Raw genomic sequence first — 24,313 nt, forward strand, 5'->3', positions numbered from 1 at the left:
GGGATCCCTCCGGAGAAGCCCGGCGTGCCCTGGCGAGGGAGCCGGGCCGCCCCGGACCTGTTCACGACGGGCTCAGTCGTCGCTCTCCAGATTCCCCTCGGCCTCCAGATAGACCTCGCGCAGCGCCTCGAGCATCGCGGGGTCGGGCTTGGCCCACATGCCGCGTGACTGTGCTTCCAGGAGACGTTCCGCGATGCCGTGCAGCGCCCAGGGGTTGGCCTGTTCGAGGAATTCGCGGTTGACCGGGTCCAGGACGTAGGTCTCGGTGAGCTTGTCGTACATCCAGTCGGCGACGACGTCGGTGGTGGCGTCGTAGCCGAAGAGGTAGTCGACGGTGGCGGCGAGTTCGAAGGCGCCCTTATAGCCGTGGCGGCGCATGGCTTCGATCCACTTGGGGTTGACCACCCGGGAGCGGAAGACGCGTGAGGTCTCTTCGAGGAGGCTGCGGGTGCGCACGGTCTCGGGGCGGGTGGAGTCGCCGATGTACGCCTCGGGTGCGGTGCCGCGCAACGCCCGTACCGTCGCGACCATGCCGCCGTGGTACTGGAAGTAGTCGTCGGAGTCGGCGATGTCGTGTTCGCGGGTGTCGGTGTTCTTGGCGGCCACGGCGATGCGCCCGTAGGCGGTCTCCATCTCCGCGCGCGCCGGCCGGCCGTCGAGGTCCCGTCCGTACGCGTAGCCGCCCCACGCCGTGTAGACCTCCGCGAGGTCGGCGTCGGTGCGCCAGTCGCGGGAGTCGATCAGCTGGAGCAGGCCGGCTCCGTACGTACCGGGCCGGGAGCCGAAGATGCGGGTGGTGGCGCGCCGTTCGTCGCCGTGGTCGGCCAACTCCTCCTGCGCGTGGGCACGTACGTGGTTGTCCTCGTGCGGTTCGTCGAGCGAGGCGGCCAGGCGCACGGCGTCGTCGAGCAGGGAGATGGCGTGCGGGAACGCGTCGCGGAAGAAGCCCGAGATGCGGAGCGTGACGTCGATCCGGGGACGGCCGAGCTCGTCGAGCGGTATCGGCTCCAGACCGGTGACGCGGCGGGAGGCGTCGTCCCATACGGGGCGGATGCCCAGCAGGGCCAGGGCCTCGGCGATGTCGTCACCGGCGGTGCGCATGGCGCTCGTGCCCCACAGGGAGAGCCCCACGGACGTCGGCCAGCCTCCCCCAGCCTCCGGCCGGGGGGACCCCCAGTTGTCGTCGCGGTACCGCGTCAGGAGCGAGTCGGCCAGGGCCTGCCCGGTCTCCCAAGCGAGGCGTGACGGGACGGCCTTGGGGTCGACGGAGTAGAAGTTGCGGCCGGTCGGCAGGACGTTGACGAGGCCGCGCAGCGGCGACCCGGACGGCCCGGCCGGCACGAAGCCGCCGGCCAGCGCGTGCACCGTGTGGTCGAGTTCGGCGGTGGTCGCGGCCAGGCGCGGAACGACCTCCCGGGCCGCGAACGCGAGGATCTCCGCGACCTGTTCACCGTGTCCGGCGACCACGGCGGGGACGGCGGCCGGGTCCCAGTCGGCGTCCTCCATCGCCTGGACCAGCGCGCGTGCGGTCTCCTCCGCCTCGTCGGCGGTGGTCCGCGTGGCGGCGGACTCGTCCAGGCCGAGCGCCTCACGCAGGCCGGGCAGCGTCGTCGAGCCGCCCCAGATCTGGCGTGCGCGCAGGACGGCCAGGACGAGGTCGACACGCACGGCGCCCGAGGGTGCCTGGCCCAGGACGTGCAGGCCGTCGCGGATCTGGGCGTCCTTGACCTCGCACAGCCAGCCGTCGACGTGGAGCAGGAAGTCGTCGAAGCCGTCGTCGTCGGGGCGCTCCTCGAGGCCGAGGTCGTGGTCGAGCCTGGCCGCCTGGATGAGGGTCCAGATCTGAGCGCGGATCGCGGGGAGCTTCGGCGGGTCCATCGAGGCGATCTGCGCGTATTCGTCGAGGAGTTGTTCCAGGCGCGCGATGTCGCCGTAGGAGTCGGCGCGTGCCATCGGCGGTACCAGATGGTCGACGAGCGTGGCGTGGACGCGGCGCTTGGCCTGGGTGCCCTCGCCGGGGTCGTTGACGAGGAACGGGTAGATCAGGGGCACGTCACCGAGCGCGGCGTCGGGGGCGCACGCCGCGGACAGCCCCGCGTTCTTGCCGGGCAGCCACTCCAGGTTGCCGTGCTTGCCCAGGTGGATCACCGCGTCCGCACCGAAGCCCCCTTCTCCCCCACCGCCTTCGGCGTGGGAGGTGCCCCCAGCGGGGGCGGCGATCCAGCGGTAGGCCGCCAAGTAGTGGTGCGAGGGCGGCAGATCGGGATCGTGGTAGATCGCGATCGGGTTCTCACCGAAGCCGCGGGGCGGCTGGATGAGGATGAGGAGATTCCCCCGGCGCAGAGCGGCGAGCACGATGTCGCCCTCCGGGTTCCGGCTGCGGTCGACGAACATCTCACCGGGCGGCGGTCCCCAGTGCTCCTCGACGGACGTGCGCAGCTCTTCGGGGAGTGTGGCGTACCAGCGCCGGTAGTCGGCTGCCGGGATGCGCACGGGGTTCCGCGCCAACTGCTCCTCGGTGAGCCATTCCTGGTCGTGGCCGCCGGCGTCGATCAGGGCCCGGATCAGTTCGTCGCCGTCGCCGGAGACAAGGCCGGGGATCTCGTCCTCGGGGCCGAAGTCGTAGCCCTCCTCGCGCAGCCGCCGCAGCAGGGCCACCGCGCTCGCGGGTGTGTCCAGCCCGACGGCGTTGCCGATCCTGGAGTGCTTGGTGGGGTACGCGGACAGCACCAGCGCAATTCGCTTGCCGGCGGCGGGTATTCGGCGCAGACGGGCATGCCGCACGGCGATTCCCGCGACCCGGGCGGCGCGTTCGGGGTCGGCGACGTAGGAGGGCAGCCCGTCCTCGTCGACCTCCTTGAAGGAGAACGGCACGGTGATCAGCCGTCCGTCGAACTCCGGCACGGCGATCTGGCTCGCGGCATCCATCGGGGAGACGCCCTCATCGTTGTCCTCCCAGGCGCTCCTCGATCCCGTCAGGCACAGGGCCTGGAGGATCGGCACGTCCAGGCCGGTGAGGGCTCCCGCGTCCCAGGACTCGTCGTCCTCACCGGCGGAGGCCTCGGCGGGCCGGGTGCCGCCGGCGGCGAGGACGGTGGTGACGATGGCGTCCGCGGCGCGCAGTTCGTCGATCAGTTCCGGCTCTGGCGCGCGGAGCGAGGCCACGTACAGCGGCAGCGGACGGGCGCCGGCCTGCTCGATGGCGCCGCAAAGCGCCTCGACGAAGCCGGTGTTGCCGCTCATGTGGTGGGCGCGGTAGTAGAGCACGGCGACGGTGGGACCGTCCGTGTCCTTCGCCTCCCGGGCCAGCGGTCCCCAACTGGGGGCGGGGGCGGGGGGTTCGAAGCCGTGGCCCGTCAGGAGCACGGTGTCGGAGAGGAAGCGCGCGAGCTGTTCGAGGTTGGCGGGCCCGCCGTGGGCCAGATAGGCGTGAGCCTCCGCGGCGATGCCCACCGGGACCGTCGAGGCGGCCATCAGCTGTGCATCGGGGGCCTGTTCGCCGGTGAGGACGACAACGGGGCGCCCGTGACCGAGGAGTTGGTCGAGACCGTCCTCCCAGGCGCGGATGCCGCCGAGGAGCCGTACGACGACGAGGTCCACGCCGTCGAGCAGGGCGGGCAGTTTGTCGAGGGGCAGCCGGGACGGGTTGGCGAACCGGTAGGAGACGGGCCCGTCCGAGGCGCGGGCACTGAGCAGATCGGTGTCGGACGTCGACAGCAGAAGAATCACGCGGCGTCTGGCCTTCCTCGGGGTGTCCGCGCCCCGGGTGGTGTCGGACGGCGGGAGTTCCTGGCTCGCCCGGCCGTCATGGCCGGGATCACAGTGGCGGGACCGCGCCGGATTCGCACCGGGCTTCCTCCCATGTCGCCGTCTGTGGCGGTGGCGGACCTGCAGGCCCACCGAGAGGCATAGTAAGGGTCACAGTCGGAATGCGGGACATACGGCCCGGTACGGCGATGGGTATGCTCGCCGCCATGTGTACCGCCCCGGTCCGGGCATTTGCCCAGGACACGAAGCCGATTCGGGACCGCGGCGACGCATGCCCGGGGGCCTTGCGCCTGCACGAGGCGGACGACGGGGCGCTCGCCCGCGTACGTGTTCCCGGCGGGGTGCTCGACGTCACTCAGGCCGAGGCGCTGGCGGCAGTTTCACGACGGTTCGGTGACGGGGATCTGCATCTCACCTCCCGTGGCAACGTGCAGCTGCGGGGTCTCGGGACGGGCTGCGGACGGGAGTTGGCCCAGTTTCTCGGCGCCGCCGGTCTGCTTCCGTCGCACCGCCACGAACGGGTCCGCAACTTCGTCGCCTCGCCGCTGGCCGGTCTCGACGGCCGCGGGCACGGCGATCTGCGGCCTTGGCTGCGCGCGTTGGACGGCATGCTGTGCGCGAGTGAGTCTGCTCACGCTCTGTCCGGGCGGTTCCTCTTCGCTCTCGACGACGGCCGCGGAGACATGGCCGAGCTGGCGGCGGACATCACGCTGGCCGCCGGCGGGAACGGCTCGGCGCGGCTGCGCATCGGTCCGTGGAACGCGCGCGCCGTCCACGTCCCGTCGTCCGATGGGCCTCTGGCTGCACTCCTCGCAGCCGAAGCGTTTCTTCAGACATCCGCCGCGAGGCACGGGGAGGCCTGGCGGGTCAGCGAACTACCGGACGGGCCCGAGGAGTTGACGGACGCGGTCGTCCGCCGCCTCGGCGAGAGGGGCGTCGCCGCGACGACCTCTGCGGAACCGCCCGGGACCTGCGCGTCCGCACCCCTTCCCGGCCTGGTCACCGGTCCTCACGGTGAGGCGGCACTGTCGGTGCTCGCCCCGATGGGCCGGATCGAAGCTGCCCAGTGGGAAGCGCTCGTCTCCGTCGCCGCGCACACGGGGCACCGGGAGCTGCGGCTGACCCCGTGGCGCGGCCTCGTCGTGCCCGGCGTCCCCGCTGCCGATGCCGAGGAGCAGATGCGCACGCTCACGAACACCGGCCTGATCACCGACCCCGACTCGCCCCGGGCCGGAGTGGGCTCCTGCATCGGACGGCCCGGCTGCGCCAAGTCGCTGGCCGACGTCCGCTCCGACGCGGCAGCGCTCACGGGACCCGGACAGCTGCCCGTGTACTGGTCCGGGTGCGAACGCCGCTGCGGCCACCCGCGCGGCGACCGCGTGGAGGTGGTGGCGGTCCCGGAGGGCTACCGGGTCTCGGTCGTGGGCGAGGACCGCGTCCGTTCCGCGACCACGACCAGCCGTGCCGGAGTCACCGCCGATGTCGCGGAGGCACGTACGAGCAGCCCGAAAGCCCCGACACCGGTGAAGCGATGAGTGGGAGCACAGTGTTCGACTACGAGAAGGACGGCGCCGCCATCTACCGGCAGTCCTTCGCCACCATCCGGGCCGAGGCGGACCTCGAAGCGCTGCCTCCGGATGTCAGCCAGGTCGCCGTCCGCATGATCCACGCCTGCGGGATGGTCGATCTCGTACGCGACATCGTCCACACCCCCGCGGTCGTGGCCCGCGGCCGCGAAGCCCTGCGGGCGGGTGCGCCCATCCTCTGCGACACCTCCATGGTCGCCAGCGGCGTCACCCGCAAGAGGCTGCCCGCGGACAACGAGGTGGTGTGCGCCCTGTCCGACCCGTCCGTGCCCGGACTCGCCGCGGAGTTGGGCACCACCCGCACCGCCGCCGCTCTCGAACTGTGGCGGGACCGCATGGAAGGAGCGGTCGTCGCCTTCGGCAACGCGCCCACCGCTCTCTTCCGGCTCCTGGAGATGATCGAGCAGGGCGCTCCCAGGCCGGCCGCCGTCATCGGCGTCCCCGTCGGCTTCGTCGGCGCCGCCGAGTCCAAGGACGCGCTCGCCTCCCACCCGTCCCGTCTTGAACACCTGGTCGTGCGCGGGCGGCGCGGAGGCAGCGCCATCGCCGCCGCAGCGCTCAACGCGATATCGAGCGAGGAAGAGTGACTGCTCCGATCCGCCTGAAGGCGGGGGATCCCCGCCCGTCCTTGCGGACGTGCGCCCCTTGCGGGGTGCCGTCAAGCGTCTGCCGGATTCCAGGCTCAGGCAGCCTCCGGGGCCGGCGGCCCCCTCAAACTATCCGGGAGGACCGACAGATGAGAGTTCGTGATCAAGGCGGGCTCGCTCACTTCCGTGCGGGGTGGACGCCGTATCGCCCGGGCGGCGATACGGCTGCCTCTGCCCTGCACCGCAGGAGTCCGGTTCTTCCCTGGCCCGAAGGCCGGGGCATCCTCGGAGGAATCCGGTGACCGAGACCACGCAGACCGCCGGCAGGCTCTACGGTGTCGGGCTCGGTCCCGGCGATCCGTCGCTGATGACCGTACGCGCCATCGACGTCATCGCCGAGGCGGACGTGATCGCTTACCACAGCGCCCGGCACAAGAGGTCCATCGCCCGCTCGATCGCAGCCCGGCACATCCGCGACGACCACATCGAAGAGGCCCTCGTCTACCCGGTGACCACCGAGGGCACCGACCATCCCGGGGGCTACCGGGGCGCGTTGGAGGAGTTCTACACCGAGGCGTCGGGCCGCCTTGCCGCACACCTCGACGCGGGCCGTACCGTCGCGGTGCTCGCGGAGGGGGACCCGCTCTTCTACGGCTCGTACATGCACATGCACAAGCGCCTTGCCGACCGCTACCCGACCGAGGTCGTCCCGGGCGTCACCTCTGTCAGCGCCGCGGCGGCCCGGCTGGGCACCCCGCTGGCCGAGGGCGAGGAGGTGCTGACGATCCTCCCGGGAACCCTGCCGGAGGAGGAACTCACGGCCCGCATGGCCTCGGCCGATCCGGCCGTGGTGATGAAGCTGGGCCGCACCTTCGCCAAGACCCGTCAGGCGCTGCAGAATTCGGGACGCCTGGCAGAGGCCCGTTATGTGGAGCGGGCGACGATGACAGGGGAGCGCACCGGCAACCTGGCCGACGTGGAGGCGGGTTCGGTGCCGTACTTCTCGGTTGCCGTGCTGCCGAGCCGGGCCGGGGCGAAGCCGTCGGAGCCCTCGGAGCCCTCCGAGCCGGAGCGGGAACAGAAGCAGGAGCCGGGCGAGGTCGCCGTCGTGGGCACGGGTCCGGCGGGTCCCTTGTGGCTGACCCCGGAGACACGCGGCGCGCTCGCCGCGGCCGACGACCTCGTCGGCTACACGACCTATCTGGACCGTGTCTCCGTACGTCCCGGCCAAGGCCGCCACAGCTCGGGCAACCGCGTGGAGTCCGAACGCGCGGAATTCGCACTGGACTTGGCGCGAGGTGGCCGGCGCGTGGCCGTCGTCTCGGGAGGCGACCCGGGGGTGTTCGCGATGGCCACCGCGGTGCTGGAAGCGGCGTCGCAGGACCAGTACGCACACGTCCCCGTGCGGGTCCTGCCGGGCGTGACCGCCGCCAACGCCGCCGCGGCCCGCGCGGGTGCGCCTCTCGGGCACGACTACGCCAGCATCTCGCTCTCCGACCGGCTCAAGCCCTGGGACGTCATCGCCCAGCGCCTGCACGCCGCCGCTGCCGCGGACCTGGTGCTCGCTCTCTACAACCCCGGTTCGCAGAGCCGCACTTGGCAGGTGGGCAAGGCCCGCGAACTGCTGCTGCAGCACCGGGCGCCGGACACCCCGGTCGTCGTGGCCACGGACGTCGGCGGGCCGGACGAGACGGTACGGATCGTGCACCTCGCCGATCTGGAACCGGAGGAGGTCGGCATGCGCACGATCCTCATCGTCGGCTCCTCCCGGAGCCGCACGGTACGGCGCGGGAACGGCGAGAGGATCGTCTGGACGCCGCGCCGGTACTCGCCGGGTGAGGCGGGCCAGGCGGGCCAGGCGGGCTAGGAGCCGGTGCGCCTGTCGCGCGTTGCGGCTCGACGGGCGCGGTGGTTCGCGACGTTGACGCGGTTGCCGCACAGGCCCGGCATGCAGTAGCGGCGGCGACCCGGCCGGGTGGTGTCGATGAACGCTCCCCGGCAGGTGGGCGCACCACAAGGCCGGAACCGCTGCTCGCCCAAGGTGTGCACGACCCCGAGGATGCCGATCCCGCAGACCAGTGCGAGGGCGTCGGCGACGGTTGCTCCGTCGCGGAGTTGGGCCGCCCAGCGAGTGCGGTCCTCCTGCGCGGGGCCGGGAAGCAGGGTGAGGCCCTGCGCCCTTGAGGCGAGCGTGGTCGCGCCGGAGATGAGGTGGTCCCGGTCGGGGCGATCGATCAGGTCGCGCACGGCCGTCCGGAGTGCGTGGACCGCCTGAAGGTCGGCTGTGCGTCCGCGGCGGGCGAGACCGGACAGCGCGCCCGGAACGTGGTCTTCGCCGGACCGCTGACCGTGCAGGTCGCAGAACGCGACGAGGGCGGCCGGGTCGGGCAGGCGGTCGTCGCCGCGCCAGACCTCGGCAGTGGTGTTGACCAGCTCGGTCGCGACCCCCGCCGCCCAGGCGTAGTCGTCCAGCGCCACGTGCATCCTTGCGAGCCTCCAACTCCCCACGCAAAACCATTTCGTCTAACTGTAACTTTACCCCTTACATTGGTGGGGCCAGTGCGCTCCGGCCTGGCTGCGCGGGTGAGAGGTGACGACTGCCGCCCACGCACCTGCTTCTGCCGCGTCCAGGAGACCTCGCCCATGACAGAGCTGAAGATCGACACCCTCGTGTTCGACGTGCTCGGCACTCTCGTCGACGAACCCGCCGGCATCCGCGCCGGTATCCGCGAACTCGACCCGACGCTGGACGCTGCGAGCACCGAGCGGCTCTTGTCGCTCTGGCAGCAGCACATCGACCGCGAGCAGCGCCGCGTCCTCGACGGCTCCCGGCCCCACGTCACCAGTGACGTGCTCGACCGGGAAGCCGCCCGGCTCGTCGCCGACGCCGCCGGAGTCGACGACCCGGCCGCCGTAGGGACGCTGGCCCTGTCGGGGCGCAGGCTCCCGCCATGGCCCGACACCGTGGCGGGGCTGGCCCGACTCGCCGAACAGTTCGCGCTGATCGGACTCTCCAACGCGAGCCGTACCGCGCTGCTGGGAATCAACGCCCACGCCGGACTGCGCTGGCATCAGGCCCTGTCCGCCGAAGACGCCCGGACCTACAAGCCGGACCCGGCGGTCTACCAGCTGGCCGTCACCGCCTCCGGACTGCCGCCCGAGCGGCTGCTGATGGTCGCCACCCACGCATGGGACCTGCGTGGCGCTCAGGCACTCGGCCTGCGCACCGCCTACGTCACCCGCCCTGTCGGTGACCCGCCCGCATCCTCGGACCGGTTCGACCTGCACGCCGATGACCTGGCCGGCCTGGCCGGCCGGCTCGCCTAGGAAGTACCGGCCCGATCGGGGCGGACGCCGACCCGTCGGGCCAGCACCTGTCCGGGCCAGGTCCCGTACAGAAAGGGATCGGTCGCAGTGAAGCCGTTGCGCTCGTAGAACCTGATCAACTCGCCCCCGCCGCCCGCCCAGCAGTCGACCCGCAGCAGCTCCACTCCCGCACGCCGGGCCTCCTCGGCGGCATGGACGAGCAGCGCCGCGCCGATGCCCAGTCCGGCGAACCGCCGGTGGGAGACCAACAGCCGTACGTACTGCTCCGGTTCACCGGCCGGCGCGATCGGCATCTGCGAGCTGGGACCGGAGTCCAGCACCAGGACTCCGGCGGGTGTTCCGTCCAAGTCCGCGATGTACGGTGCCATCTCGGTCGTGTACCGCTCGATCCGGGCCACTCCCCCGGGCCTCTCCGACCACGGCGCGGTGCCCCACTGCTCGGTGTTTCCGCGTTCGTTCATCCAGACCACCGCGGAGTCGAGCATGTCCACAACGGCCGGTGCGTCGGCGATGCCGCCCGGTCGGATTCGTATGCCATGTCGGGTTTCGTTCACGGCGGAAGCTTAGTCCTCGGCCCTCGAAGTCCCCCGCGGATGCCGCGAGTTCGGCGGCCGGCATCGTCCGGCGTCACGCGCTGCCGCGGGCGAGCGGGTTCGAGGTCAGGGCAGGGTGAGGATGCGGGGGCCGTCCTCGGTGACGGCGATGGTGTGCTCGATGTGGGCGGCGCGGCTGCCGTCGATCGTCCGCAAGGTCCATCCGTCGGGGTCGGTGCGGTACTCGTTGCGCCCTCCGGCCATGAGCATGGGCTCGATGGCGAGGGTGAGGCCATGGCGCAGGGGGAAACCCCGGCCGGGTCGTCCGTGGTTGGGGACGTGGGGGTCCTCGTGCATCCGGCGGCCGATGCCGTGGCCGCCGAAGTCGGCCGGCATGCCGCATGCAGCCGTGCGGGCGACGCCGCTGACGGCGTGGGAGATGTCTCCGATGCGGTTGCCGACGGTGGCGGCGGCGATGCCGGCGTCCAGCGCCTGCTGGGTGGCGGCGATGAGTTCCAGGTCCGCGGGACGGGCGGTGCCGACGGTGAAGCTGATCGCGGCGTCGCCGGTCCAGCCGTCGAGTTCGGCTCCGCAGTCGATGCTGACCAGGTCACCGTCGCGCAGGCGGTGGTCGCCAGGGATGCCGTGCACGAGGGCGTCGTTGACGGACGCGCAGATCACCGCCGGGAAGGGGGTGGGCGCGAAGGAGGGCCGGTAGCCCAGGAACGGGGAGCGCGCCCCGGCCTTGGCCAGGACGGTACGGGCCGCTTCGTCGAGCTCGCGCACGCGGACCCCCACGGCTGCCGATCGGCGGGCGGCCGCGAGGGCCTCGGCCACCACGCGTCCGGCTTCACGCATCGCCTCCAGTGCCGTATCGGTCTTGATCTCCCCGTGACTCCCCGCGATGCGACGCTGCCCAATACTTATACCGGTATTAGTATCACGCCCATGGTGAGAGTTCCCTTGAGCCCGCAGGAGCGGCAGCGTGGAGAGCGGTTCGGGACCCTGCTCCGCGAGGCCCGTGGCGACCGCAGCATGGTGGACGTGGCAGCGGCGGCCGGGGTGTCCGCGGAGACGCTCCGCAAGATCGAGACCGGCCGGGCCCCGACCCCGGCCTTCTTCACCGTGGCGGCCCTGGCCCACGCGCTCGACCTGTCGCTGGACGACCTGGCCGCAGCCTGCGCGAAGGATGCAGGCAGCGGTGGCCGGGCCATTTCGGCGTGAGTGTCAGGAACCCTGCCGTCCGGCCGGGGGGCGGATGTTCCTGAAGGGGCTCGGGAGTGCCGGGTTCTCCAACTGCCTTACGCCACGGTGTCGTCGACGTGCCTGGTCAGCCAGTTGAGGGCCTGCTCGGGCTCGGCCGTGACGGGGACCTCCTCGGGCACGGGCGGCCTGCGCACCACGACCACCGGCACGCCTGCCTCGCGCGCCGCGACGAGCTTCGGCGCGGTACCCGATCCGCCGCTGTCCTTGGTGACGACGACGTCGATGCGGAAGCGGCGGAGCAGTTCGCGCTCACGGTCGAGGTCGAAGGGTCCCCGTTCCAGCAGCGCTTCCATGCTGCGCGGGTGAGGCGCCTCGGGCGGGTCGACCGAGCGTACGAGGAACCACAGCTCGTCCAGGGCCGCGAAGGCGGCCAGACCCATGCGTCCGGTGGTGAGGAAGACCCGGCTGCCGAGCGTGGGCAGCACGGCTGCGGCTTCCTCCAGAGAAGCGACCGGATGCCATTCGTCTCCCTCGACGGGGACCCAGCCTGGGCGGCGCAGAGCCAGCAGCGGAGTATGGGTGACGGCGGCGGCGTGCGCCGCGTTGAAACTGATCGTCCCAGCGAAGGGGTGGGTGGCGTCGATGAGTGCATCCACATCGTGCTCGCGCAGCCACCGGGCGAGCCCGTCCGCTCCGCCGAAGCCGCCGATACGCACCTGCCCCGGCAGGCTGCGCGGAGAGGCGACCCTGCCGGCCAGCGAGGACGTCACCCGCAGGTCCGGCGCCTGGGCGTTCAGCATCTCGGCCAGGCGCCGGGCTTCGGTCGTTCCCCCGAGTAGGAGCACGTGCACGGAGTCCGGATCCGTTCATGAGTGAGGCAAAGGGTGGGCGCGGTGCCCAACTCAAGCACACCGGGCTGCGGCCCGGCTGGACGACCGGTGCCTGCGCGACCGCCGCTGCCACCGCCGCGTACACCGCGCTGTTGACGGGCGACTTCCCCGACCCGGTCACGATCACGCTGCCCAAGGGGCACACGCCGTCGTTCGCGCTGGCGGCGGAGGAGCTGACCGATGCGCACGCCATGGCGGGGATCGTGAAGGACGCAGGGGACGATCCGGACGTCACGCACGGCGCCCTGGTGCGGGCCACGGTGCGGCGGCTGCCGTACGGACAGGGTGTGCTCTTCAAGGCGGGCCCCGGGGTCGGGACGATCACCCGTCCCGGACTGCCCCTGCCCGTCGGGGAGCCGGCGATCAATCCGGTACCGCGGGAGTTGATCCGCGACCACGTCGCGCTCGTCGCTGACAGGCACGGAGCCGGTTGCGATGTGGAAGTGACCCTCTCCGTGGACCACGGTGAGGAGATCGCCCGCTCCACCTGGAATCCACGGCTCGGCATCCTCGGCGGGCTGTCGATACTCGGCACCACCGGCGTGGTCGTGCCCTACTCCTGCTCGGCGTGGATCGACTCGATCCGGCGAGGGGTGGACGTGGCACGTGCTGCCGGACGCACCCACGTCGCCGGGTGCACGGGGTCCACCTCGGAGAAGACCGTCGTCTCCGAGTACCACCTGCCCGAGGACGCCCTGCTCGACATGGGCGACTTCGCGGGGGCGGTACTGAAGTACCTGCGGCGCCACCCGGTGGACCGGCTCACCCTCTGTGGCGGTTTCGCCAAGCTGTCCAAGCTCGCGGCCGGGCATCTGGACCTGCACTCGGGACGCTCCCAGGTCGACAAAGCGTTCCTCGCCCGGCTCGCCCGCGACGGCGGCGCGGACGAGGCGCTGTGCCGTGAGGTCACCGACGCCAACACCGGCCTCGCGGCGTTGGAGTTGTGTGCGGCGGCAGGGGTGCCGCTGGGCGATCTGGTGGCGGTTGCCGCCCGCGATCAGGCCCTGTCCGTGCTGCGCGGGGCACCGGTCGACGTGGACGTGATCTGCGTCGACCGTGCAGGAACCGTCGTCGGCCGCAGCAGCCCCGCGTAGTTCAGGCGGAACGCTCAGCAGACGTGCCGCTCCCGCTCCGGCGAGTACAGGTGGCTGTCGCCGAACTGCTCGGCGCCGAGCGTGCGTCCGACCATGATGACGGCGGTACGGACGATGCCCGCCACCTTCACCGACTCCGCGATCTCCCCGAGCGCGCCGCGCAGCACCTGCTCGTCGGGGCGGCTGGCGTACGCCACGACGGCGGCGGGGCAGTCGGCGCCGTAGTGCGGCAGCAGCTCGTCGACCACACGGTCCACGTACTTGGCGGCGAGATGCAGCACGATCAGCGCCCCGCTGCGGCCGAGGGTCGCCAGATCCTCCTTCTCGGGCATCGCCGTGGCGCGGTTCGCGATCCGGGTCAGGATGACGGTCTGGCCCACCGTCGGCACCGTGAGCTCCCGCTTCAGGGCTGCGGCCGCCGCGGCGAACGCAGGCACCCCGGGGACGATCTCGTAGGGCACGCCCGCCGCGTCGAGCCTCCGCATCTGCTCGGCGACGGCGCTGAAGACGGACGGGTCTCCCGAGTGCAGCCTCGCCACGTCGTGACCGTCCTTGTGGGCGTCGGCCAGCTCCTGCGTGATCTCGTCCAGGTTGAGCTGCGCGGTGTCCACCAGGCGGGCGTCCGGCGGGCATTCGGCGAGCAGTTCCGGCGGCACCAGGCTGCCGGCGTACAGGCAGACCTGGCAGGCCGCGAGCGTACGGGCGCCGCGCACCGTGATCAGGTCCGCGGCGCCGGGTCCGGCGCCGATGAAGTACACGGTCACTTGTCTGCTCCTGGTGCTGTCGTGTGCGTATGCGTGGTGGCCTGGATCGGGTCGGGCGGTCAGTGGCTTTGCGGTCAGGGGGCCCTCTCGACGGCCCACTGTGTGACCGGCATCGCCTGTCGCCACCCGGTGAAGCCGCCCACGGGCGCGGCGTGTGCCAACGACAGCCGCACCAGGTCGCCGCCGAGGCGCTTGTGCCACTGGGCCAGCAACGCCTCCGACTCCAGCGTCACGGTATTGGCGACGAGTCGCCCGCCGGCCGGCAGCCGGTCCCAGCATGCTTCGAGCAGGCCGGGCGCCGTGAGTCCGCCACCGATGAACACCGCGTCGGGAGTGGGCAGTTGGGCCAGGCTCTCGGGTGCGGCACCGGTCACGACGCGCAGCCCGGGGACGCCGAGGCGGTCTGCGTTGCGTCCGATGCGCTCCGCGCGTACGGGATCACGCTCCACCGCGACGGCCGCGCACGAGGGGTGTGTGCGCATCCACTCGACGGAGATCGAGCCGGAGCCCGCGCCGACGTCCCAGAGCAGTTCGCCGGGAGCGGGAGCGAGCGCGCCGAGCGTGGCGGCACGCACGTAACGCTTGGTGAGCTGCCCGTCGTGCTCGTACGCGTCGTCCGGCAGCCCGGGACCGGCGCCGAGCCGCAGGGCGTCCGGGGCGCGGCGGAGCTCGACGGCGACGATGTTCAGGGCGTCGACGGATGTACCGGGCCACTCGTCGGCGGTGGCCACCGACGTGACGCGTTCTCTCTCGCTGCCGAGCTGTTCCAGCACACGCATCCGGCTCGACCCGAACCCGCGGTCGCGCAACAACTCGGCCACCTCGCCGGGAGTTCCCGTGCCTGAGCTGAGCACCAGCAGGCGCCGCCCGTCGTGCAGGACGGCAGTGAGCCGTGCGGCGGGACGGCCGACGAGTGTGACGACCTCGGTGTCCTCCAGCGGCCAGCCGAGCCGGGCGCACGCGTAGGAGACGGACGAAGGGTGCGGCAGGATTCGCAGCTTCCCGTGACCGAGCTCCTCGACCAGCACCTTCCCGATCCCGTAGAAGGAGGGATCACCACTGGCCAGGACGGCGATGCGACGGCCGGCGTGTGCCGCGAACAGGCCGGGCACGGCAGGGCGCAGAGGCGAGGGCCAGCTGACCCGTTCCCCCTCGCACTCCGGCGGCAGCAACGCCAGTTGGCGCCCGCCGCCGATGAGCACGTCGGCGCCGCTGAGCGCTGCGCGCGATGCGCCGGGAAGCCCGTCCCAGCCGTCCGCCCCGATCCCGACGACGGTCACGGCCGGCGCTGCCGGGGATGCACTGGTCACTGCCTGATTCCTAGGGGCTCTGAACGGGGGACCGAGTCGCACTCTACTGAGCCGGCGGCTCAGCGCCCCTGCCGGGGCTCGGCCCCGAGCGGCCCTGCCGCTTGTCAGGAGAGCGACGCCGGAGACCTGTCCGCTGCATGTCGAACGTCACCCGAAGGGGCCGCGGCAGCGGGATGCGGGTCGGATCTCAGTCGCCCGGGTCGATCCACAGTTGGACGGCCAAGCCGATACCGATCAGGGCGACCAGCCAGCGCAGCAGGGTGGCCGGCAGCCGGCGCGCAACCCGCGGGCCGAGGGTGGAGCCGAGGAACATGCCGAGACCCAGCGGCAGTACCGCCACCCAGTCGACGGGTCCGAAGACAGCGAAGATGAGGGCCGAGACGAGTGTCAGGGCGCCGATGAGCATGTTCTTCAGGGCGTTGGCAGTGGCCAAGTGGGGCTCGGCCGTGATCAGCAGGAGCGCGAGGGTCATCACACCGGACCCGGCGCCGAAGTAACCGCCGTAGACGGACACCGCGATCAGCCCCACCGGAAGAACCGCACCCCAGACCCCCGAGGTGTGACCGTGCCGGTGCCTCGATGCGTCGCCGACGAGCCACGGCTGGACGAGCAGAGCAAGCGAACCGGCGGCCACCAGGAACGGCACCACGCGAGCGAACGTCCCCGGCGGAGTGGACAGCAACAGCACCGAACCGATCGCCCCACCGAGCGCCGACACCAGCACCCAGCGGCGCAGCCACCGTCCCTGGCCGGCCAGCTCGGGCTGGGAGGCGAGAGCCGCGCCGGGCCAGCAGGCCACGCCTGCGACGAGGTTGGTCACGTTCGCCGACAGAGCAGGAAGGCCCACCGCCAGCAGCGCGGGATAGGAGAGCAGTGAGGTGATGCCGCCCGCCGATCCGACCAGGCCGGCGATCACCCCTGCGGCGGCCAGCAGCGCGATGTCATCGAGGCTCGTCATGACCGGGCGGCCCGAGCCGCGGACTTGGGATCGATGGCCTCTATGACCTCCAACGGATGGTGCCTCCCCTGGTCAAGCCCACAACGAGCAGCTCGCACCAGTGTATTGACGATCAAGACCCGCCCGCCGCCGCCCCCGCCCCGGGCCGGGCGGCCGTTCGGAAAGACGCCGAACCCCGGCGCGACTGCCCGGCACCGGGGTTCGACGCAGGACAAGAGCAGCTGCGTCATCGCATGCGAGCGACGCGATCAGGTGACTGCTCAAGGGAGTTGATGTGTTCGCCTCGGGTCAGTGGGGCGGCCTGGGCAGCTGCGTGAAGGTGCACGGCCCCATCGGCACGGTGCTGGCGCAAGTGCCTTCCCAGGCCTGTCCGTTCTTGGGTCTGATCGACCGCGACCGGGACGCCTCCCCCTGCGTCCCGGCAAGCGCTCCCTCGACCGGCCGCACACAGCACGCCTGGCGGCCCAGGACATCCGGCCTTCGCAGGGTGGAACCGACAGAGCCCGGGTCGTCGTGCTCGACCCGGGCTCGTGCCGACGGTGACGGTGCCGTCAGTTCACGTCAGTACACGCTGACGCCGTAGGCGTTGAGCGCTTCGACGACGGGCTGGAAGAACGTCGTACCGCCCGAGGAGCAGTTTCCGCTGCCGCCCGAGGTCAGGCCGATGGCCCTGTTCCCCGAACGCAGCGAGCCACCGCTGTCGCCGGGCTCGGCGCAGACGTTCGTCTGGATCATGCCGTAGACGACGTCGCCGCCTCCGTAGTTCACGGTGGCGTTCAGGCCGGTGACAGTGCCGCTGTGGGTGCCTGTCGTGCTGCCGTGCCGGGTGACGGACATCCCGACTGTGGCGTTGGCCGCGCTGGTGATGTCGGTGCCTCCCGCGGTGCCCGGGTGGCTGGCCGAGGAGGAGCTGTAGCGGATGAGGCCGTAGTCGTTGACCGGGAAGCTCGACCCCACGGTCGGACCGATCGTGGAGGTGCGGGCCGAGTTGGACCACCACGTACCCGCGCCGTCCGTGCAGTGCCCGGCGGTGACGATGTAGTACGTGCTGCCGCTGCGGACGTTGAAGCCCGCCGAGCAGCGCCAGCTGCTGGCGTAGATGGCGTCGCCGCCCTGGAGCAGCTTGCGGATCTTGCCCGGGGTGCGCTCGATCTTCAGGGCCGCGGCCTCGGAGCCCGTCGCCTTCTTGATCTTGGCTATCTCCGCGCGGGAGACGCTGCTGTCAGCCGTGACCACGAGCGTGTCGGTCTTCTTGTCCACGTGCCACGCGGTGCCGGCGACGTCGGCGTCGAGCACCGCGTCACTCGCCGCGGACAGCTGGGAGGCGCTGAACCGGGGGGTCGGAGCGTCGGCAGCAACGGCAGGCGTGGTGAGCGCTGCAGCGGCAACCAGTCCGGACGCGATGGCGATCAGCCGGATGCGTCTCTGGGTGCCCGTGGTGGGGGTGATGCGCCTGATCCTCACTTATGCCTCCAGGAGGGGAATCGGGGACCCGTTTCACGGGCCCGTACGGCGCAGCCATGGGCACGGCGGAGCTGTGGCTCTCGTGCCCATGACAAGCGCCGAGAGGGAGTATTTGGTGCCCCCGAACCGAAAGACAAGAGGCTTGTCCGATCTGATTCATGTTTTGACTGATCTAACTCCTTCTGTAGTGCTGTTTTCTGACAAGCCAGTTGTGCCCTGAGAAAAAGTGACGAAGCGCCAGGTTGCGGGTCGACGAGGGGACGCCTGCTTGCGTGAGGACGAACGAACCGGCCCATCAGCCGTGCCAGGGCCGGGAGTTGACTATGACGCCGACCGCTCGGACCACCCACTGGGACCGGGCATCAGAGAGCATCGTGGCCGGTCACCGCTTGCCGCGCTGAGCGGAGACGATCTGCCTGATCGTGCCTTCGGCGCCGGAGCGGCGCTGGACCTTCTCGGCGAAGCCGGGGAACTGCCCCGCGATGGCACTGAGCAGCCTCATCTCCGGCGGGGCGACGTTGACTTCGCACAGATCCCGTTCGACGGCACGCGTCACACCTGCCGCGACCTGCGCGGGAGAGACCGTGCGCATTCCGCCGGGCGGGGTGGCACCCGTCGCCGCGAACATGCCCGCATCACGTACGAAGCCGGGCTGAACGACGGAGACTCCCACTCCTGTTCCGTGCAGGTCCTGCCGGAAACCGGCCGCGAAGCCGCGCAGACCGAACTTGGTCGCGTTGTAGAGGGAGGAGGACTTGGTGGCCGCCTTGCCGGAGATGGAGCCGATCATGGCGATGTGGCCCTGCCCCGCCTCGACCATGCGCGGGGCGAGTAGCCGGGCCAGCATGATCGGGGCGCGGAGGTTGACGGTCAGGGCCCGGTCGATCTGCTCGGGCGTGTAGTCGAGGAGATCGCCGCTCGACGGGAGGGCGGCGTTGGCTATGAGGATGTCGGTTTCGGCACAGCTTTCGGCGAGACGGTCGACGTCAGCCGGGTCGGCGAGATCCGCGACGACGGCACGTGCGCCGAACTCGGCCGCGATCGGCTCCAGGGCATCGGCCCGGCGCCCGGAGACAACCAACTTGGCGCCCTGGGCCGTGAGTTCACGCGCAAGGGCGTGGCCGATACCGCCCGTGGCGCCGGTGAGCAGAACGGTTGATCCGGTGATGCGCATACGTCAGGCCTCCCATATATTGTTCGTTCGAACGAACAATATATGGGCAACGGCACGGCCCCGGCGGCTCTTTGGCGGGCTCGGCTCGGACGGGCGGCGGCGTGACCAGCCGGAGTCGGCGAGGCCGCCTCCGGGCGCGCTCAACTCGTCATCAGCCGCTGCCGGTCGGTGAGCCGACGGCCGTCGCTCATGCGGCAGGGACTCAGATGGAACAATGATCCGCGTGCCCAAGGCCTCCGAGACCCGCCAGCGAATCATCGACGCGGTGCTGCGCATCATCGGACAGCACGGCATCGCAGGCGTCACCAACCGGCGCATCGCCACGGAGGCCGGAATCTCCCTCGGCTCCGTCACGTACCACTTCGAGACGCAGCACGAGTTGCTGCGCGAGAGCCTGCTGCACTTCGTCGCGGAGGAGACCCGGCGTCTCGCCGAACTCGCCGACCAGTGCCAGGCGGAAGTGATCGACCTCGACGGCGCCGCAGCGATGGTCGCCCAGGTCGCGGGGGGTACGGAGTTCGACAGCAGGCACATCGCACCCTTCGAGCTCTACATTCAGGCGGGCCGCGACGAGCGGCTGCGGGCCGCGGCAACCGACTGTTTCGATGCGTACGACCAGCTCGCCACCCAGATCCTGACCGGGCTCGGTGTGCCGGGTGCCGAACGGCTCGCTCGTACCTGTGTGGCCCTCGTCTTCGGCCAGCAACTGCGCCGCCTGGCAACCGGATCACCCGCAGATGAACTCGTCGACGCCCTGTTGGTTCTCCTGCCCGGGTTGCAGAGCGACTGACGTGCCGCCTGCCGCAACCCGTCGCCACACAGCGGGAATCGGCCCGTTTCCGATTCCCGCGTCTCCGCGTCACCGAACGGCGTGCCCAGTGGGCCGCATCTATGTCGCCTGACGCTGCCGGGACGCGTAGGAACGGGACTTGTTGCGGTTCCCGCACACCTTCATCGAGCACCAGCGGCGGCTTCGGTTCTTCGACGCGTCCCAGAACGCCCACCCGCAGGTGTGCTCCGCGCAGCGCTTGAGCCGGACCGCGTCTCCCGTCGTGACCAACTCGCTCCACGCGATCGCCAGCAGGGCCAGCGGCTCGCGCTCGGCGGACAGCCCCGCCGCGGGGGTGAGGGCGCCGCGTGCCGTGATCAGTACCGGGTGTTCGGCCAGCACCGTGTCCGCCGCGGCGAGCAGTCCTGGGTCCGGGGTGTCGCCGACGTGGGTCCCCAACTCCTCGCGGATGCCCGCACGCAGGGCCAGACAGCTCTTGTGGACCGTGCCGGGGATTTCTCCAGGCGTAGCCAGCATGCCGTGGCCCTTCAGCCAGCCGGTCAGTCCGGCCGGGGTGGCGATCTCATCGCTCCCCGCTTCCACGTCGACCGTGTTGGCGAAGTCCTCCACCAGAACGGCCGAGGCCGGCGGCTCCAGCATCGCGGCTCACCTCCTGCGGCTCTCCAGCCACTCTACCGGCTAAGCGTTTTGCCGGTTGCGGAATGGCGGGGGATGCGCCAGAGTGAACTCACCAGCTAAGGCGTTAGATGGTTAGGGGAGGATCATGGTCACGCCGGTGCCCGAGGGAACGAAGTACGGAATGAAGTACGGCGAGGGCACCGGCTCTTCGACGCTGCCGGAGTGCTCCCCGAAGGACCCTCGCCGCCGCAACACCGCGGTCCTGGTCAGCTTCACCGCCGCGACCAACCTCGCCGACGGCGTGGTGAAGATGGCGCTCCCGCTGCTCGCCGCCCAGCTCACCGCGTCTCCCGCCCACGTCACCGCCGTGGCACTGACGCTCACGCTGCCCTGGCTGCTCGTCGCCCTGCACGTCGGCGTGCTCGTCGACCGCTTCGACAGGCGGGGGCTGCTCTGGGGCGCGAACGGGATGCGTCTGGTGGCGATGGGCTGGCTCACCGCGTCCGCCATGGGAGGGGGTGTCACCCTAGGCCGGCTCTTCGCCGCCGGGGCGATCCTCGGTGTCGCCGACGTCCTGGCCTCGACCTCCGCCTCCGCTCTGGTCCCGGCCGCGGTGCCCGCCCCGGGACGGGAGCGCGCCAACGCCTGGATGGCGGGGGCCGAGACCGTAGGGCAGGAGTTCGCCGGACCCTTCGTCGGCGGGCTGCTGCTGGCCGTCGGCACGGGCCTCGCGCTCGGGGTGACAGGCGCCTCGTACGCCGTCGCCGCCCTGTCCCTGCTCCTGCTGGTGGGCCGCTTCCGGGTCGCCACGCCCGCCACGGACACAGCCCCGGCCCCGGTCAACAGACGGATCGTCGAAGGGCTGCGCTTCTTGTGGCGGGATCCGGTGCTGCGCACGCTGTCGCTGGTGGTCGCCGTCCTCGCCTCCGTCTGGGGAGCCTGGCTGGCTCTCATGCCGCTCTACGCCAAGCAGGCCATGGAGCTCGGGCCGCAGCAGTACGGCATCGTGCTCAGCGCCCTCGGCATCGGTGGAATCGTCGGCGCGGCGACCGTGACCAGGGTGAACCGGCTGCTGGGCGCGCGCTGGGCGATGTTCGCCGACCTGATCAGCACCATCGCCATGGTGACGCTTCCCGCCCTGACCACCAGCATCTGGGCAGTGACGGCTGGCGCCTTCCTCGGCGGGATGGGCGGCACGCTCTGGACGGTCAACGCCCGCACCATCACCCAGCGCATGGTCCCCGACGAGATGCTCGGCCGCTACAACGCGGCGTCCCGCCTCTTCACCTTCGGCGCCATGCCACTGGGCGCGGCCCTGGTGGGGCTGCTGGCCGAACTGGGCGGCATGCGGCCGGCATTCGGGCTGTTCGCGGTGGCTGCCGCCGCGACGCCGGTGCCGTTCCTCAGGAATGTCACCCGGTCCGCCCTGCGGTCCCGCCAGTGATGCGTCACGGAGGTGGGCGTGCAGGGCGGGATGCCCAAACTCTCGCCCCAGGAGATGCTGACTGGTTCTGTACCCCGGGCGATCAAGAAGCGGTCCGCCGGCAGGCCGCAATCCGCTGCTGCGAAGGTGAGGCCGATGCCGTCCTCAAGGCAGTGGCACAACCCGACGTCGACGGCGCCCTCCTGGTCACCCCGATGGGACACGATGGGCCGCGCCGAACTGGCCTCGTACCTGCTCACTCACATGCTCGGCCACGGCCACGGCCACGGCTACGACCTCGCCCGCGCGGCTGGGCCGTCCGCACATGTCAACCGCGTCCGGGTCGAGCTGACCCTTCCCTTCATGATCACGGCCATGCCGCGAGTGACCGACGCCGCGTTCACAGCGCCTTGAACCCCTGACGGCGCACGGCCTCAGGGTTCACGCGGTCCGAGGAAGCGCGCGGGCCTCAGGGCTTGCGTGCCAGGCCTCCCACGATGAGCCGCTCCCAAACGGTCAGCTCGTGTTCCGACGAACTGATGCTGGTCAGCTCCCCTGCCGTGTCGGGCCGCCACAGGGAACTGGGCACGATGCCCGGCTCAAGGATCTCCAGGCCGTCGAAGAGGGCACGGATCTCCTCGTCGGTCCGCCATCGCCCTCGGCCGAAGGTGGCTTGGAGCACCGCCTCGGCCTCGGCGGTCTCCGGGTTGTCGCCGCTGCGGAAGTGGGAGATGAAGAAGTAGCTGCCCGACGGGACCTGTTCCTGCCAGTAGCGGACGATCGCGCCGGGGCCCTCGTCGTCGTTGAAGTGGTGCAGGACGGCGCTGTGGATCACGGCCACGGGCCGCTCGAAGTCGATCAGACCGGTGGTCTCCGGATGCTCTCGGATGCTCCGCGGGTCCCGGCCGTCGCCCTGGATGACACGGGTGCCGGGGTTGTCCTCGAGCAGGGCGCGGCCATGGGCAAGGACGATGGGGTCGCTGTCGATGTAGACCACGCGGGCGTCGGGGGCGTGGCGCTGCGCGACCTGGTGGACGTTGTCCGCGGTCGGCAGCCCACTGCCGACGTCGATGAACTGCTCGATCCCCGCGAGGGCGATCTCCCGCACGGCGCGTATCAGGTTCTGCCGGTTGGCGTGCGCGATGGCCACCGACCCCGGCAGATCGTTCTTGAACTTGTCCCCGATGGCGCGGTCAGCCTCATAGTTGTCCTTGCCGCCGAGGAGATAGTCGTAGACCCGGGCGATACTCGGTTTCGACTGATCCACTTCGGAAGAGGCCTCGGTCATGACAACTGCCTTTCCCTCAGCGCGGGTTGTGAAGCGCCATCGTAGGAGAGAGCGGTGATTCCTGGGACCGGCCCGCGACCTCGGGATCTGCGCCGGCCCGCATCCGGCCCGGGGTGCGGCGGGCAGTGAGATCGCGCAGGCAACCGCGGACGCACCGAAGGGTGGGACCCAGCGAGTGGGTCCCACCCTTCCTGTCGTTCACTCGGCGTCGCCGCGACGAGCCATCAGCCCCCAGCCGTACGGGAGTTGGTCAGGGGCACACGGCCTGCGTGCCGTACCCGGCGGCCTACTTGCGGAACTTGTTGTCCTTGGCAGGCGGGGCCAGTTGCGAGGTCGGAGGCGTGACGGCGTTCGCGGGGTTGGTGCATCCGGGGACGCTGCCTTCGGGGCTGCAGTTGTCCGGCCTGTTGCGGACGACCCTGCTGTCGGTGAGCGTGACCTGACCGCCCGGCTCATTGAGGATCCCGCCGCCGGCGGTGATCGCCGTGTTGCGCGTGACCAGGCTCCGGACCAGCGTGACGGTACTGGTGCCGAGCACGGAGTTGTTCGAGATGCCCGCGCCCGACACGGCGATGTTGTCGCGGACAGTGGTCGACTTCAGGTGCAGGGTCGAGCCATTTGTGTTGCGGAGGCCGCCACCGATAGTGGCCGTGTTGCCCCTGACCGACACGGAGTCCAGAGACGCGGTGCCCTGGATGTTCTCCAGACCGCCGCCAGGACCGGTGACTGCCCGGTTCCTGAGCAGGGACCCGCCCTTCATCTTCAACGTGCCGTTACCGCCGTTGACGATGCCGCCCCCGAAACCGCTTCCGGTGTTGCGCTCGACGGTGCTGCGGTCGAGGTTGAGCCGTCCACCGCTGTTGGAGAGACCGCCACCCGTGCCGGCGAGGTTGTTCCTGACGACCGTGCGGTTCAGGTTCAGCGTGCCGCTGTTGTTCGCGATGCCACCGCCGGAGAGGGCGGTACCCACAATGCCGTTGCTGATGGTGAGTGAGTTCAGGTTGAGGGTGCCACCGGAGACGACGTGGAGGATACGGAAGTCCTGCGTCGCGCTCGGGGCACGGCGGATGGTGGTGTCCCGGCCGGAGAGGGTCACATTCCCGGTGATCTCCGGCAGCCCGTCGTCCGCGTTGTTGGGGGTGGTCAGGTTGTAGGTGCAGTGGGACGCGAGGGTGATGCGGCCGGCATTGGGGCTGGCGTTGGCCTGGTTGATCGCCTTCACCAGACCGGGAATGTCATTGCACCGCACATGGACACCCGCTGCTGCTTTCGCCGACCCGGTCGGCAGGACCGCAAGGGACAGTCCCACACCGAACGCGGCGGCCACGGCACCGGACCGCAAGATGGTCTTCATCGCTACGACTCCCTCGACGCTGGAGAGTGAACGGCGCATCACCGGCGCCCAGCGGTCATCCTGGAGGGCCGGGGTGCTGAGATGACGTCTCATCCATAGCCGCAGGTGACGGCGGCCTCACCTGGCTCACCGCCGAACGGCCGGGGTCGCGCAGACCTACCGCCCGCGGCCGTCGGGGA

At 71.0% G+C, this 24,313-nt stretch carries 22 protein-coding genes and 1 riboswitch; of the genes, 9 read left to right on the forward strand and 13 right to left on the reverse strand.

All coding sequences use genetic code 11. From position 1 onward, the window contains the following. Positions 1-72: 72 nt before the first annotated feature. Positions 73-3,729: a cobaltochelatase subunit CobN gene (cobN, locus tag I004_RS0125515; RefSeq protein WP_028437822.1), complete on the reverse strand. Its 3,657-nt coding sequence runs from the start codon at positions 3,727-3,729 to the stop codon at positions 73-75. A 54-nt stretch (positions 3,730-3,783) separates the two neighbouring features. Next, a riboswitch (cobalamin riboswitch) is annotated at positions 3,784-3,859 on the reverse strand. Positions 3,860-3,962: 103 nt separating this feature from the next. Here cobN and cobG point away from each other — a divergent pair. The 3 genes from cobG (at position 3,963) to I004_RS36025 (ending at position 7,808) form a co-directional block, all read left to right on the forward strand. Continuing rightward, positions 3,963-5,303, forward strand: coding sequence for a precorrin-3B synthase (cobG, locus tag I004_RS36020; protein ID WP_078511801.1), 1,341 nt, complete (start codon positions 3,963-3,965; stop codon positions 5,301-5,303). Positions 5,304-5,314: 11 nt separating this feature from the next. Continuing rightward, entirely contained in the window at positions 5,315-5,941 is a 627-nt protein-coding gene (locus tag I004_RS0125525; protein WP_028437823.1) for a precorrin-8X methylmutase, read from the forward strand. 298 nt (positions 5,942-6,239) lie between these two features. After that, the gene (locus tag I004_RS36025) at positions 6,240-7,808 is read left to right on the forward strand and encodes a precorrin-2 C(20)-methyltransferase (protein ID WP_051345428.1); all 1,569 of its coding nucleotides are present in this window, start codon (positions 6,240-6,242) and stop codon (positions 7,806-7,808) included. Here I004_RS36025 and I004_RS0125535 read toward each other — a convergent pair. After that, positions 7,805-8,425, reverse strand: a complete 621-nt coding sequence (locus tag I004_RS0125535; RefSeq protein WP_028437824.1) for a CGNR zinc finger domain-containing protein — start codon at positions 8,423-8,425, stop codon at positions 7,805-7,807. The genes I004_RS36025 and I004_RS0125535 overlap by 4 nt on opposite strands. A 159-nt stretch (positions 8,426-8,584) precedes the next feature. Here I004_RS0125535 and I004_RS0125540 point away from each other — a divergent pair, with 159 nt between their 5' ends. Next, a complete protein-coding gene (locus tag I004_RS0125540) occupies positions 8,585-9,268 on the forward strand; it encodes a haloacid dehalogenase type II (RefSeq protein WP_028437825.1) in 684 nt (227 codons plus the stop codon). Here the strand turns inward: I004_RS0125540 and I004_RS0125545 are convergent. Together I004_RS0125545 and map are read right to left on the reverse strand one after the other, a co-directional pair. Continuing rightward, entirely contained in the window at positions 9,265-9,822 is a 558-nt protein-coding gene (locus I004_RS0125545) for a GNAT family N-acetyltransferase (RefSeq protein ID WP_028437826.1), read from the reverse strand. The two genes, I004_RS0125540 and I004_RS0125545, sit on opposite strands and share 4 nt — an antisense overlap. Before the next feature lie 105 nt (positions 9,823-9,927). Continuing rightward, complete coding sequence (gene map, locus I004_RS0125550) at positions 9,928-10,707, reverse strand: type I methionyl aminopeptidase (RefSeq protein ID WP_037977809.1); 780 nt, start codon at positions 10,705-10,707, stop codon at positions 9,928-9,930. A gap of 42 nt (positions 10,708-10,749) precedes the next feature. Here map and I004_RS0125555 point away from each other — a divergent pair, with 42 nt between their 5' ends. Beyond that, positions 10,750-11,025, forward strand: a complete 276-nt coding sequence (locus I004_RS0125555; protein ID WP_028437863.1) for a helix-turn-helix domain-containing protein — start codon at positions 10,750-10,752, stop codon at positions 11,023-11,025. Between the two features lie 77 nt (positions 11,026-11,102). Here the strand turns inward: I004_RS0125555 and I004_RS0125560 are convergent, their stop codons facing one another. After that, on the reverse strand, positions 11,103-11,858 hold the full coding sequence (locus I004_RS0125560; protein ID WP_028437828.1) for a cobalt-precorrin-6A reductase: 756 nt from the start codon (positions 11,856-11,858) through the stop codon (positions 11,103-11,105). A 17-nt stretch (positions 11,859-11,875) separates the two neighbouring features. On the opposite strand from I004_RS0125560, the gene I004_RS0125565 reads away from it, so the two are divergent. Then, positions 11,876-12,991 carry a cobalt-precorrin-5B (C(1))-methyltransferase gene (locus tag I004_RS0125565; protein ID WP_028437829.1) on the forward strand — a complete coding sequence of 372 codons (1,116 nt, stop codon included), beginning with the start codon at positions 11,876-11,878 and terminating at the stop codon, positions 12,989-12,991. A gap of 14 nt (positions 12,992-13,005) precedes the next feature. Here I004_RS0125565 and cobM read toward each other — a convergent pair whose 3' ends face one another. The 5 genes from cobM to I004_RS0125590 all read right to left on the reverse strand — a co-directional run bounded on the left by cobM (position 13,006) and on the right by I004_RS0125590 (position 18,661). Beyond that, positions 13,006-13,755: a precorrin-4 C(11)-methyltransferase gene (gene cobM / locus I004_RS0125570; protein WP_028437830.1), complete on the reverse strand. Its 750-nt coding sequence runs from the start codon at positions 13,753-13,755 to the stop codon at positions 13,006-13,008. Positions 13,756-13,829: 74 nt separating this feature from the next. Beyond that, positions 13,830-15,065, reverse strand: coding sequence for a bifunctional cobalt-precorrin-7 (C(5))-methyltransferase/cobalt-precorrin-6B (C(15))-methyltransferase (locus I004_RS0125575; RefSeq protein WP_028437831.1), 1,236 nt, complete (start codon positions 15,063-15,065; stop codon positions 13,830-13,832). 187 nt (positions 15,066-15,252) lie between these two features. Beyond that, on the reverse strand, positions 15,253-16,023 hold the full coding sequence (locus tag I004_RS0125580; protein WP_028437832.1) for a sulfite exporter TauE/SafE family protein: 771 nt from the start codon (positions 16,021-16,023) through the stop codon (positions 15,253-15,255). A 561-nt stretch (positions 16,024-16,584) separates the two neighbouring features. Further along, complete coding sequence (locus I004_RS0125585) at positions 16,585-17,487, reverse strand: alpha-lytic protease prodomain-containing protein (protein WP_028437833.1); 903 nt, start codon at positions 17,485-17,487, stop codon at positions 16,585-16,587. A 382-nt stretch (positions 17,488-17,869) separates the two neighbouring features. Next, complete coding sequence (locus I004_RS0125590) at positions 17,870-18,661, reverse strand: SDR family NAD(P)-dependent oxidoreductase (RefSeq protein ID WP_028437834.1); 792 nt, start codon at positions 18,659-18,661, stop codon at positions 17,870-17,872. Between the two features lie 223 nt (positions 18,662-18,884). Here I004_RS0125590 and I004_RS0125595 point away from each other — a divergent pair, with 223 nt between their 5' ends. Then, entirely contained in the window at positions 18,885-19,451 is a 567-nt protein-coding gene (locus I004_RS0125595; protein ID WP_028437835.1) for a TetR family transcriptional regulator, read from the forward strand. A 99-nt stretch (positions 19,452-19,550) separates the two neighbouring features. Here the strand turns inward: I004_RS0125595 and I004_RS0125600 are convergent, their stop codons facing one another. Beyond that, positions 19,551-20,090: a CGNR zinc finger domain-containing protein gene (locus I004_RS0125600; RefSeq protein WP_028437836.1), complete on the reverse strand. Its 540-nt coding sequence runs from the start codon at positions 20,088-20,090 to the stop codon at positions 19,551-19,553. 160 nt (positions 20,091-20,250) lie between these two features. Between I004_RS0125600 and I004_RS0125605 the strand changes: the two genes are divergently transcribed. Together I004_RS0125605 and I004_RS0125610 are read left to right on the forward strand one after the other, a co-directional pair. Then, positions 20,251-21,513 (forward strand): MFS transporter, encoded by a 1,263-nt coding sequence (locus I004_RS0125605; RefSeq protein ID WP_051345442.1) that lies wholly within the window; start codon positions 20,251-20,253, stop codon positions 21,511-21,513. A 135-nt stretch (positions 21,514-21,648) separates the two neighbouring features. Beyond that, positions 21,649-21,906, forward strand: coding sequence for a hypothetical protein (locus I004_RS0125610; protein ID WP_158677096.1), 258 nt, complete (start codon positions 21,649-21,651; stop codon positions 21,904-21,906). 55 nt (positions 21,907-21,961) lie between these two features. On the opposite strand, the gene I004_RS0125615 is transcribed toward I004_RS0125610, so the two are convergent. Next, positions 21,962-22,780 (reverse strand): SAM-dependent methyltransferase, encoded by an 819-nt coding sequence (locus I004_RS0125615; protein ID WP_028437839.1) that lies wholly within the window; start codon positions 22,778-22,780, stop codon positions 21,962-21,964. Positions 22,781-23,066: 286 nt separating this feature from the next. Beyond that, the gene (locus I004_RS36030; protein WP_158677097.1) at positions 23,067-24,134 is read right to left on the reverse strand and encodes a right-handed parallel beta-helix repeat-containing protein; all 1,068 of its coding nucleotides are present in this window, start codon (positions 24,132-24,134) and stop codon (positions 23,067-23,069) included. Positions 24,135-24,313: the final 179 nt, after the last annotated feature.

The sequence above is a fragment of the Streptomyces sp. TAA486 genome (genome assembly GCF_000426165.1).